Raw genomic sequence first — 10,699 nt, 5'->3', positions numbered from 1 at the left:
GTGAGTCATTGCACACCCCCAGGTGCTGGCAGCTTGCTCGTGGCAGCCGGGGCGACACTGGCCAACTGCGGTGCCGCATGACCTGCCGCCTTGGCACGTTTGGCCTCGGCGGCATCTTGCACCGCCAACCATGCATCCAGATTGTCGGGAGCCACATCCATCAAGCGCAGCGCGCCTTCCATCGTGCTCCGAAACACCGGGCCTGCCACCACGCCGCCGTAGTAACCCTTGCGCGACGGGTCGGGATCGTTGACCGCCACCACCATCGCAAAGCGCGGATGATCGACCGGCACCAAGCCGGCGAAATACCCGATGTAGCGCCGCGAATAACCGCCCGCGCTGGCCTTGCGCGAAGTACCGGTTTTGCCCGCCACGTGATAGCCCAGAATCGCCGCTTGGGTGGCGGTGCCGCCCGGCTCGGTCACGGTCTGCATCATCCGCAACACTTCATGCGCGATGTTCTCGTCCAATACGCGCTTGGGCGGATTGTGTTGATCCTTCACGAAGCTCGGCTGGTGCAGCAATCCGCCATTGCCCAATGCCGCGTAAGCAGTGGCAATCTGCAACGGGGTCACGCTCAGACCATAGCCATAGCTCATGGTTTGCTTGCTGGTGCCGCTCCAACGATCCGGCTGCGGAAACAAACCTGCGGCTTCGCCTGGGAACCCGCTATGCGTGGAGCTGCCATAGCCGAAGCGGCGCAGGAAGTTGTTGAATTGCGCATCGGTCAAGCGCTTGGCTACCAGCGATGCACCCACGTTCGAGCTTTTGCGAATGATGCCGGTGGTGTCCAACACGCCATAGTTATGGGTGTCTGTGGTGCGGTATTTGCCGTTGGCAATCCAGCCAGGACTGGTGTTGAACAGGGTTTGCGGCGTAATCACCCCGGCTTCCAACCCGGCGGCTACCGTGATCGGCTTCATGGTCGAACCCGGTTCCAGCAAATCGGTCACGGCACGATTGCGGTGCGCATCGCGTGGACTGCTGCCCACTGCATTGGGGTTGAAGGTGGGGAAATTGGTCATCGCCAACACCTCGCCGGTGGCCACATCCAGCACCACGGCCGAGCCACTGGCCGCACCGGTTTCGCTGATCGCATTGCGCAGCTCGCGGTGGGTCAAATACTGGATGCGGCGATCAATGCTCAGGGTCAATTCGCGGCCCGGTTGCGCGGCACGCACCAGATCCACGTTTTCAACGATGCGCCCCTTGTTGTCGCGAATCACACGTTTGACCCCCGGCGTACCGCTGAGCCAATCGTCAAACGCCAGCTCCAGCCCTTCCTGGCCACGATCGTCAATACTGGTGAAGCCCAGCACCTGCGCCAGCATTTCACCCTGTGGATAAAAGCGACGGTATTCGCGCTGGCTGGCCACGCCGGGAATCTCCAGCGCCAGAATGCGCGCGGCCTCATCCGGATTAATGCGCCGCTTGAGATATACGAACTCTTTGCCGGCGCGCGTACTCAAACGCTGCGCCAACTCGTCTTGCGGCATCCCCAATGCTTGCGCCAACGCCGGCAGGCGCGCCGGTGATTTCAGCAATTCCCTGGGGTTGGCCCAAATGGATTCCACCGGCGAAGAAATTGCCAGCGGCTCGCCATTGCGGTCGGTGATCATCCCGCGCGAGGTGGCGATTGGCAGATCACGCAAGAAACGCGCATCACCCTGCTCTTGGTAGAACGCATGGTTGATGACCTGCAGGTTCAGCGCGCGCGCCAACAAGCCGACCGAAGCCAGACCCAGAAAGCTGCACACCAACAGCAAGCGTTTGCGCAAATCAGATTGCGCATTCCCGCGCTCGCGGCGTGCGCCCCAAGCAAACCAACGCGGGCGTTTATCAACACGTTTCATCGACGCAGCACCACGGTATCTTCGGTGCGCGGGAACACCATGCCCAGTTGCACACGCGCCACTTGATCAACGCGATTACTTTCCGCCCACGTGGCCTGCTCCAACTGCAAGCGCCCGAATTCGATGTTCAAGGTGTCCCGCGCCTTTTCCAACCGGGTCAAGGCCACGAAGGCCTGTCGATGTTCATGCCGGTTGCGTACGATCAACAGCGCCGTGGCGATATTGGCCAGCACCAGCACGGTCAGCAGCAGGCCGCGAATCATGCCGCCACCTGCAATTTTTCGGCCACCCGCAGCACCGCACTGCGCGCACGCGGGTTAGTCGCAAGCTCGGCTGCGCTGGCCTTCTGTGCGCCCCCCACCAGCTTGAGCGTGGGCGTGAAGGCGACCTCCACCGGCATCCGCCGATTGGCCGGCGGCGCTTTGGCATGCCGCAACAGGAATTGCTTGGCGATGCGGTCTTCCAGCGAATGAAAACTGATCACCGCCAGCCGCCCACCGGGCTTGAGTTGCTGCAGCGCGGCGTCCAGCCCCGCTTCAAGATCAGACAACTCGCGGTTGATGTGAATGCGAATGGCCTGGAAGCTGCGAGTCGCCGGGTGCGTCTTGCTATCGCCACGCGGCATCACGCTTGCGATCAGATCAGCCAGCTGCGCGGTGCGCAGCAGCGGCTCCTGCGCACGCCGTGCCACGATCGCTCGTGCAATTCGTCGGCTCTGGCGCTCTTCGCCATGAACCCACAACACATCCGCAATGTCTTTTTCCGAAGCATGCGCCAACCACTGCGCCGCGCTTTCACCGGTCTCCGGATCCATGCGCATGTCCAACGGGCCGTCCTTGCCGAACGAGAACCCGCGCGCGGCCACATCCAATTGCGGTGACGACACCCCCAGATCCAGCAATATCCCATCCAACCCCCTGGCGGTGGCGGACCACTGCGCCAGCTCGGCAAAACTGCCGCGCCGCCAGTGCAGGCGCGCATCCACGGTGGCCAACTGCATGGCCACCGCAATCGCCTCCGGATCCTTGTCCATCACCAACAACTGTCCTTGCGGCCCCAGCCGCTGCAACACTCCACGGGCGTGCCCACCCCGCCCAAACGTGCCATCCAGATAGGTTCCATCGGCCCTCACTGCCAGCCCATCCATGACCTCGGCAAACAACACCGGGAGATGGGCGGCGGCGTTGCCCGCGCCCACCCCGCTCACAACGGAAGATCCAGCAGGTCGTCATCCAAATCGGCATCACCCAACGACTGCCGCATCTGTTCCTGATAAGCCTGCTCGCTCCACAACTCGAAACTGTCGCCATTGCCCAGCAACACCGCCTTGCGCTCGATCCCGGCGGTGGCGCGCAGACTGGCCGGAATCGAAATCCGGCCATTCCCATCCGGCTCAACGATGGCCGCAGCCGCCACCAATTTGCGGCGCAAGGTACGCGCTTGCGCGGTCTTCATGCCTTTGGCGTTGAGCTGGTCGCGCAACGCCTCCCACTTGGCGTGCTGCAGAATCCACAGGCATCCGGCATCGAAGATGTTGTATGCAACGACCAGGCGATTCCCCGATTCGCGCGCAATCAGATCCCGATAAGCCGTCGGGATTGCCAGCCGGCCCTTATCGTCGATCGTGATGGCGGTTTCGCCTTGGAACATGCCCGTCTATTTGCCCCGACTGCTACGGCGTTCAACCCGAGAAAACCACAATTTCCCCGGTTTTCCCACGAAGCGCCACCTTAGCAGGCAATCACCGGGTGTCAACACTCGCTGGCAGGAAATTTCTCAAGCGCGGTCAATGACTTGCAGCAAACTTCAAGAAGTTGTTCAAGCTTTTTCCACAAGCAACTGTTTCGTCTCAATTTTTAAGATTTCACACACTCCGTCTCACTTCCGATTCGCGGATAGGCGTTGACGATGCCGATGCTGCATTGCAAAAAATGAATAGCCAAAGTGCGGGCACAATGCGCCAATGTGCCTGGTCGCCTTCGCCTGCAATCGTCACCCCCGCTGGCGGCTGGTCATGGTCGGCAATCGCGACGAATTCCACCCGCGCCCCACCGCCGCACTGGCTGCATGGCCCGATGCACCGGTGCTGGCCGGGCGTGACCTGCGTGCCGGCGGCACCTGGATGGGGCTGGGCCGAAACGGCCGTGTGGCGGTAGTCACCAACTTGCGTGATGGCTCGGCACAGCCGTTCACTGGCCCATCACGCGGTGACCTGCCCATCCAATTCCTGACCGGCAACACCGATGCACTCAGCCACGCACAAGCCGTTGCGCAGATTGCCGACCAGTACGCCCCCTTCAACCTAATCGTGGCCGATACCCACACCTGCGCACATATTGGCCCCCCAGCATCGGGCCGCGCCACCCAACTCACCGACGGCGTGCACGGCATCTCCAACGGCCCATTGGACGCGCCGTGGCCGAAGACTCGCCGCCTATGCACCGTGCTGGAAGACTGGGCACGCAGCGCGCAAACCGATTTACAGCCCCTGTGGCAGGCATTGGCCGATGAGCGCATTGCCGACGATGCCGACTTGCCGCACACCGGGATTGACCTTGCGCTGGAACGGCGGCTGTCCGCCGCATTTGTACGTGGCACCGACTATGGCACCCGCGCCTGCACCGTGATCCTGGTCGATCACGCCGGACACGGCAGCATCTTCGAGCGCCGCTTCGGACCGGGCGGCGTGTTCGCCGGCGAAACCGTACTGCACGACAGCACGCTTGCCAGCACGTAGAATGGCCACTGGCGGAGTCGGCCAGGCAGTCGCGTCATCGGGTAACCGATGCCGAGGAAAGTCCGGGCTCCACAGGGTACGGTGCCAGGTAACGCCTGGGCGGCATAAGCCGACGGACAGTGCAACAGAAAGATACCGCCGAACGGCATCGCAAGATGTGCGTGGCAAGGGTGAAATGGTGCGGTAAGAGCGCACCGCGAGTCTGGCAACAGACCGGCACGGCAAACCCCACCGGGAGCAAGACCAAATAGGGAGGCGTTGATGCGACCCGCAGAGCCTCCGGGTAGGTTGCTTGAGCGTATGGGTGACCATGCGCCTAGAGGAATGACTGCCGCGGCGCGCAAGCGTCGAACAGAACCCGGCTTATCGGCCGGCTCCGCCAACTGATTTCCAATCAAGGCACGCCCCGGCCAAGTGACTCAGGATTTTCGGCAACCGTCAGCGCAACGGCGGCTGATTGCCCGGTGTGCTGGTTGCCGCTCGGCCCAACCAGCGTAGCCCTCGCCATGCCCAGTGCCACAGCAGCCACACGCACACGGCCAGCAGCAGGCTCACTCCCACCCCAAGCCCCAGCGCCAGCCACGGATGCGCAACGGCCAGCGACAGCGTACCCACCACCAGCCCGTCCTCGACCAGCGACACCACCCCATTACTGAATGGCTCGGGAGAGGTGTTGAGCATCGCCCGCACACCCGACTTCAGGCCATGACTGAGCAAGGCCGCACCGCCCCCCAGCGCCAGCACGCCCGCACCCAGATGCCCGTCCGGTGAAAGGGTAGCAGCTGCGAGAAAGGCACCCGCCGGAATCCGTGCCAATGTCTGCAGCAGGTCCCAAACCGAATCCACACCCGGAATTTTGTCGGCAAAGAACTCCACCACCGCCAACGCACCGCAGGTGCCTAACACCCACGGCGACTGCGTAGCCTGCAGTGCCGACGGCAGCTCTACCCAACCCAGCACGCCCGCCAGACCTACCCCGAACACGGTCAAATACGCACGAATCCCGGACAACCACGCCAGCAACAGACCAATCACGAACAGATGCGCTTCGTTCATGTGCGTGTTGTAGCAGAAACAACCGCCCGGTTGGGGCTTCACCAGTGGCAAGTGCGGAATGCGGTCACCCCACCCCGGCCTGCTTGCACGCGACGCCGATCAAACGCGCTCTCACTCCGCCCCATACAACGCCTTGCGCGGCGCGCCGGACAGTTCTGCGGCCAGTTTGGCGGCGGTAGACGGCGGCAGGTGCTCGCTGAGTTTGGCGTACAGACGGCGGCCTTCGGTGATGCTGGCATCGGCATCCTCACTGGTGCCTTGCACCAGCAGCACAAACTCGCCTTTGCGCTGGTTGGGGTCGGCGGCCACCTGCGCCTGCACGGCAAGCATGCTGCCGTCCAGCACGGTTTCAAACAGTTTGGTGAGCTCACGCGCCAGCACCACGCGGCGTTCGCCACCAAACGCGGCAACCGCATCGATCAGGGTGTCTTCGATGCGGTGCGACGACTCATAAAAAATCAACGTGCGTGTTTCCGATGCCAAGCTGGCCAAATGTTCGCGGCGGGCCTTGGGCTTGGCCGGCAAAAAACCTTCGAACACGAAGCGATCACTGGGCAGGCCGGCCACGCTGAGCGCAGCGATCAGGGCGCTGGCACCGGGCACCGGGCTGACCTTGATGCCGGCCTCGCGCGCGGCGCGCACCAGCCGGAACCCAGGATCCGACACCAAGGGTGTGCCGGCATCGGACACCAGGGCCAAGCTGTCACCGGCCTGCAAGCGCGCCACCAACTGCGCGGATTGGCCATCTTCGTTATGGTCATGCAGCGCAATCAAGGGCCGCTCCATGCCGAAATGCGCCAACAACTGGCGGGTATGGCGGGTGTCTTCGGCGCAGATTGCCGCCACTGTCTTCAAGGTTTCCAGCGCACGCGGGCTGATATCGCCCAAATTACCGATGGGGGTGGCAACAACGAAGAGGGTTCCGGAGACGTGCATGGCTGTCTTTGGCGTGGGCGCAGGTAGAATCGTAGCCGGTTCCCCAACGCGCCCCCAAGCCTGTGGCCATGATGCGTCCTCTATTGCTTGTCTTGTTGTTGGTGTTGGCCGGTTGCGCAAGTGCGCCGCCGAAAGCGCCTCCACCACCCGCCTTCGCCGCTGCCACGCTGCAAGCGCAGGCCTTGGCCGCCGGCCACGCCAGCTTGACGGGGAAGGCCAAGCGCGACAACAACGAGGCGATCGAACAATTGCTGGCGCAATTGGACGATGCCACCTTGGCCCGGGATGCCGCCAAATTGCCGGCGGGCGATCCGCTGTACACCTTTGCCGGGCGCGTGCTGCTGCGGCGCGGCTTGCCGTTGCCGCATCCATTCGAACGTGGTGGCACTTCGTTTGGCCAGGCCAATCGTCCTGCCGCCGATAACGATGGCTACCGCCCGCCGCTGAAGGTGGCGGTGCTATTGCCGCTGTCCGGCAATCAGGCCGCCGTGGCGGACGCCGTGCGCGATGGCTATTTGGCCGGCTATTACGGCGAATCCCGGCGTCGCCCAAGCCTGCGCTTCTACGACACCGCTGCGGGTGTGAAAGCGGCGCTGGCGCGCGCCGCGACCGATGGCAATGACGCTGCCGTGGGCCCGTTGGGGCGCGACGAGGTGGATGCCGTATTTGCCGATGAGCCGCCGCTGCCACTGCTGGCGCTCAATCGCGGCACGCACGCACCGGCAGCCGGCAGCGCCGCGTTTTCGCTGTCGCCCGAAGATGAGGGCATCAGCTTGGCGCAGGCCTTGATCGAGCGTGGCAGCCAGCACGTGTTGCTGATTGCCGGCAATGAAGATTCGCAGCGGCGTACCCGTGACGCCGCCAAGGCGCAACTGGAACGCCGTGGCGTCAAGGTAATCGCCAGTCTTGGCTACAGCGCGCAGATGAGCGATGCCTTGGCGCAACTGGCGCAAACCCACGCACCGGATGCGGTGCTGCTGGTGCTGAAAGGCCCGCAGGCGCGCAGCGCGATCCCGCAGTTGGCGCTGGCCAATCTGCTGCAATTGCCGCGCTATGCCAGCTCGCAAATCACCTCGGGCACCGGCAAGCCGGCCGACGATATGGCGCTGGATGGCACCATCTTCCCCACCGAACCGTGGTTGATCCGCAACGTGCAAGGCCTGCCTTCGCAAGCCAGCGTGGCCAGCCAGGTGGATACGGCCAAAGGCCCGGCCGCACGCTTGTTTGCGTTTGGCGTGGATGCGTGGCGGCTCACCGCCTATCTGGAGCACCTTGCGCAGCAACCCAATGCCAGCATTCGCGGCGCCACCGGGCAACTGAGCCTGGACGGCTTTGGCAATGTGCTGCGGCGGCCGGCGTGGTCGCGCTTTTCGGGTGGCATTGCCGTGCCATTGGCTGACGGTGCCCGCTGAGTCGCTTGATCGACGTGCGCGGGGCGATGCGGTGGAAACCGCAGCGCTGCAGCACCTGCAAGCCCACGGGCTGCAACTGCTGGCGCGCAATGCGCAAAGCCGCGGCGGTGAACTGGATTTGGTGATGCACGATGCCAGCAGCGTGGTGTTTGTGGAAGTACGCTACCGCGCCAGCGCCGGGTTCGGCGGCAGTGCGATGTCGGTGGATGCCAGCAAGCGGCGCAAACTGGTACACGCCGCGCAGCTGTGGTTGTTGCGACATCCACAACACGCCAATGCCCCCTGCCGGTTCGATGTGGTCGCCGCCAGCGGCGACCCGGCCGCACCACAACTGGACTGGTTGCGCGATGCGTTTCGCGCCGATGAGTGTTGATACCGATGCCGCTGCCTGCCGCTTTTATCGCTGAACTCTCTGCCCTGCTGGGCGACGGCTGGCGCGTGGATCCCGCCACCCGTGAAGCGCATGCCAGCGATGATTCGCGTGGCCATCAACCGCCCGAAGCGGTCGCCTTGCCGAGTACCCGCGAACAGGTGCAAGCCATTGTGCGTGCGTGTCGTGCGCACCACATCCCCATCGTGGCGCGGGGTGCGGGTACCGCCACCACCGGCGCTGCGGTGCCGGTCAGCGGCGGGATTGCGCTGTCGTTTTCACGCATGAATCGCATTCTCGACATCCGCCCCGAAGATCGCTGCGTGGTGGTGGAACCGGGTGTGCGCAATGGCGATCTGCAAGCCGCACTGCACGCGCACGGCGTGTTCTGGCCGCCGGATCCGTCCAGTTTCGAAAGCTGCACCGTGGGCGGCAACCTGGCCACCAATGCCGGTGGCCCACGCGCGGTGAAATACGGAGCCACCCGCGACAACGTGTTGGGCGTGGTCGCCGTCACCGGTGCGGGCGAACTGATCCGCGCTGGCGGCGCATACACCAAGTGTTCGTCGGGCTATGACCTCACGCATCTGTTGATTGGCAGCGAAGGCACGCTGGCCTTGATCGTGGAAGCCACGCTGAAACTTGTACCACACCCACACGCGCAGGCCGGCTTGCGTGCGTTCTATCGCGATGCCAGCGCGGCCGCCGCCGCCGTCTCGCGGCTGATGGCGCAGCCGGTGCAACCGGCCATGCTGGAATTCATGGACAAGCGCAGCCTTGCACTGCTGCGCCACAACGGCAGCGCGGTGCCCGATGCCGGCGCGATGTTGCTGATCGAGGCCGATGGCAGTGTCGATGGATTGCCCGACACCCTTGCCGCACTCGGCGCGGCCGCGGAAGGCGATGGCTTGATCGATATGGATGTGGCACAGGACGGCATCGCCCGCGACACACTCTGGGCGGCGCGGCGTGCACTGTCACCTGCGCTGCGCACGATTGCACCGGGCAAACTCAATGAAGATGTGGTGGTGCCGGTCTCGCGCATCCCCGATCTGGTGGCCGGCGTCGAGCAGCTGTCCGCAGACTACGCCCTGCCCATCGTCTGCTTCGGCCATGCCGGCAATGGCAACTTGCACGTCAACATCCTGTACCACCCGGACGATCCCGGCGAGACCGCACGCGCCAACAACGCATTGCCGGAAATTTTCAAGCTGGCGCTTTCGCTGGGCGGTGCGTTGTCCGGTGAGCACGGGATTGGACTGGCCAAGCGCGACTTCATGCCGCAGGCATTCGATGCCGCCACCTTGGCCACGATGCAGGCGATCAAACACGCACTGGATCCGGATGGCATTTTGAACCCGGGAAAAGTACTCCCGGAAGACTGTCAGGCGAAGTGCTGATAACCCGCTGCCGCCACGTCCACATCCTCGCAACACACGCCTGTGCCCGTCACGATTTCACCGATGTGGGTGAGCGGCAAATTCAACGTCTGCGACAGCGCATGGATCACATCCCGCTGCGCGGCCGGCGCGGTAAAGCACAGTTCGTAATCGTCACCGCCGCTGGCTTGCAGGGCCAAGCATGTCGCGGCATCAAACGCTTGACGCAGCGCCGCACTCGACGGCAATGCCCGTGCGTCAAGCCGTGCGCCCACACCACTCGCGCGGCAGACGTGGGCCAGATCGGCCAACAGGCCGTCACTGATGTCGATGGCGCTGCTGGCGATCCCGCGCAAGGCGCGGCCCAGCGCCACCCGCGGCGTGGGCCGGTCCAGCCTTGCCTGCAGGGCAGGCGCCATTGGCGCGCCGGCCTGCCATTGCCGCAGTGCGCCGGCAGCATCGCCCAGCGTGCCGCTGACCCAAATCGCATCGCCTACTTGCGCACCCGCACGCCGCAACGCGCTGTCGGGCTCGATCAAACCGTGTGCCGTGACGGAAATCGACAGCGGGCCGCGTGTGGTGTCGCCACCGATCAAGGCGACGTCATGTTGCTGCGCCAAGCTCAAAAAACCATCGGAAAACCCGTCGATAAAGTCTTCACTTGCTTCGGGCAACGACAATGACAGCGTGCACCAGGCAGGGTCCGCGCCCATTGCCGCGAGGTCGGACAGGTTCACTGCCAGCGCCTTCCAGCCGATGTCGGCCGGCGCCGTTTCCGGGGGGAAATGCACGCCGGCGTTGAGGGTGTCCATGGTCACCGCCAACTGCATGCCGGGCGGCGGCGCCAGCAGCGCACAGTCATCACCAATGCCCAACACCACGTCACCGCGCAGAGCGGCACGCGCCCGGATGCGGGCGATCAGATCGAACTCATGCATGACCGGCGCTGCGGCAAG

Annotated in this window: 10 protein-coding genes, 1 other RNA gene and 1 pseudogene; 5 read left to right on the top strand and 7 right to left on the bottom strand. The window is 64.1% G+C overall.

What is annotated here, in order from left to right:
* Positions 1-5: 5 nt before the first annotated feature.
* The 4 genes and pseudogenes from K7B09_RS01085 to mraZ form a co-directional block, all read right to left on the bottom strand.
* The gene (locus K7B09_RS01085; protein ID WP_317851742.1) at positions 6-1,853 is read right to left on the bottom strand and encodes a peptidoglycan D,D-transpeptidase FtsI family protein; all 1,848 of its coding nucleotides are present in this window, start codon (positions 1,851-1,853) and stop codon (positions 6-8) included.
* The gene (ftsL, locus tag K7B09_RS01080; protein ID WP_263296568.1) at positions 1,850-2,116 is read right to left on the bottom strand and encodes a cell division protein FtsL; all 267 of its coding nucleotides are present in this window, start codon (positions 2,114-2,116) and stop codon (positions 1,850-1,852) included. The genes K7B09_RS01085 and ftsL overlap by 4 nt, the downstream gene beginning before the upstream one ends.
* An 11-nt stretch (positions 2,117-2,127) precedes the next feature.
* Positions 2,128-3,060, bottom strand: a pseudogene (gene rsmH / locus K7B09_RS01075) (16S rRNA (cytosine(1402)-N(4))-methyltransferase RsmH); the annotation flags it as partial.
* Positions 3,057-3,503 (bottom strand): division/cell wall cluster transcriptional repressor MraZ, encoded by a 447-nt coding sequence (gene mraZ / locus K7B09_RS01070; protein ID WP_223625823.1) that lies wholly within the window; start codon positions 3,501-3,503, stop codon positions 3,057-3,059. The gene mraZ and the pseudogene rsmH, both read right to left, overlap by 4 nt.
* A gap of 313 nt (positions 3,504-3,816) precedes the next feature.
* On the opposite strand from mraZ, the gene K7B09_RS01065 reads away from it, so the two are divergent.
* Both K7B09_RS01065 and rnpB read left to right on the top strand, forming a co-directional pair.
* A complete protein-coding gene (locus tag K7B09_RS01065; RefSeq protein WP_223625820.1) occupies positions 3,817-4,590 on the top strand; it encodes an NRDE family protein in 774 nt (257 codons plus the stop codon).
* A gap of 13 nt (positions 4,591-4,603) precedes the next feature.
* An RNA gene (rnpB, locus tag K7B09_RS01060) (RNase P RNA component class A) lies at positions 4,604-4,972 on the top strand.
* 56 nt (positions 4,973-5,028) lie between these two features.
* On the opposite strand, the gene K7B09_RS01055 is transcribed toward rnpB, so the two are convergent.
* Positions 5,029-5,646 carry a DUF4126 domain-containing protein gene (locus K7B09_RS01055; RefSeq protein WP_223625817.1) on the bottom strand — a complete coding sequence of 206 codons (618 nt, stop codon included), beginning with the start codon at positions 5,644-5,646 and terminating at the stop codon, positions 5,029-5,031.
* 111 nt (positions 5,647-5,757) lie between these two features.
* Positions 5,758-6,582 carry a 16S rRNA (cytidine(1402)-2'-O)-methyltransferase gene (rsmI, locus tag K7B09_RS01050; protein WP_223625814.1) on the bottom strand — a complete coding sequence of 275 codons (825 nt, stop codon included), beginning with the start codon at positions 6,580-6,582 and terminating at the stop codon, positions 5,758-5,760.
* Positions 6,583-6,650: 68 nt separating this feature from the next.
* Between rsmI and K7B09_RS01045 the strand changes: the two genes are divergently transcribed.
* Genes K7B09_RS01045 through K7B09_RS01035 form a run of 3 tightly spaced genes read left to right on the top strand, consistent with a single transcriptional unit; the run spans position 6,651 to position 9,764 of the window.
* Complete coding sequence (locus K7B09_RS01045; protein WP_223625811.1) at positions 6,651-7,994, top strand: penicillin-binding protein activator; 1,344 nt, start codon at positions 6,651-6,653, stop codon at positions 7,992-7,994.
* Complete coding sequence (locus tag K7B09_RS01040) at positions 7,984-8,367, top strand: YraN family protein (protein WP_223625808.1); 384 nt, start codon at positions 7,984-7,986, stop codon at positions 8,365-8,367. The genes K7B09_RS01045 and K7B09_RS01040 overlap by 11 nt, the downstream gene beginning before the upstream one ends.
* A 5-nt stretch (positions 8,368-8,372) precedes the next feature.
* Entirely contained in the window at positions 8,373-9,764 is a 1,392-nt protein-coding gene (locus tag K7B09_RS01035; protein WP_263296565.1) for an FAD-binding oxidoreductase, read from the top strand.
* On the opposite strand, the gene thiL is transcribed toward K7B09_RS01035, so the two are convergent.
* Complete coding sequence (gene thiL / locus K7B09_RS01030; RefSeq protein ID WP_223625805.1) at positions 9,749-10,681, bottom strand: thiamine-phosphate kinase; 933 nt, start codon at positions 10,679-10,681, stop codon at positions 9,749-9,751. The genes K7B09_RS01035 and thiL overlap by 16 nt on opposite strands.
* Positions 10,682-10,699 lie beyond the last annotated feature (18 nt).

The organism is Thermomonas beijingensis, from assembly GCF_020034655.1.
GTDB lineage: Bacteria > Pseudomonadota > Gammaproteobacteria > Xanthomonadales > Xanthomonadaceae > Thermomonas > Thermomonas beijingensis.
This window is presented reverse-complemented; position numbering and strand designations above follow the sequence as displayed.

Coding starts and splice junctions, on each gene's coding strand:
- K7B09_RS01065 (WP_223625820.1), top strand. CDS start 3,817: ATGTGCCTGGTCGCCTTCGCCTGCAATCGTCACCCCCGCTGGCGGCTG.
- mraZ (WP_223625823.1), bottom strand. CDS start 3,503: ATGTTCCAAGGCGAAACCGCCATCACGATCGACGATAAGGGCCGGCTG.
- ftsL (WP_263296568.1), bottom strand. CDS start 2,116: ATGATTCGCGGCCTGCTGCTGACCGTGCTGGTGCTGGCCAATATCGCC.
- K7B09_RS01085 (WP_317851742.1), bottom strand. CDS start 1,853: ATGAAACGTGTTGATAAACGCCCGCGTTGGTTTGCTTGGGGCGCACGC.
- thiL (WP_223625805.1), bottom strand. CDS start 10,681: ATGCATGAGTTCGATCTGATCGCCCGCATCCGGGCGCGTGCCGCTCTG.
- K7B09_RS01055 (WP_223625817.1), bottom strand. CDS start 5,646: ATGAACGAAGCGCATCTGTTCGTGATTGGTCTGTTGCTGGCGTGGTTG.
- rsmI (WP_223625814.1), bottom strand. CDS start 6,582: ATGCACGTCTCCGGAACCCTCTTCGTTGTTGCCACCCCCATCGGTAAT.
- K7B09_RS01045 (WP_223625811.1), top strand. CDS start 6,651: ATGATGCGTCCTCTATTGCTTGTCTTGTTGTTGGTGTTGGCCGGTTGC.
- K7B09_RS01035 (WP_263296565.1), top strand. CDS start 8,373: ATGCCGCTGCCTGCCGCTTTTATCGCTGAACTCTCTGCCCTGCTGGGC.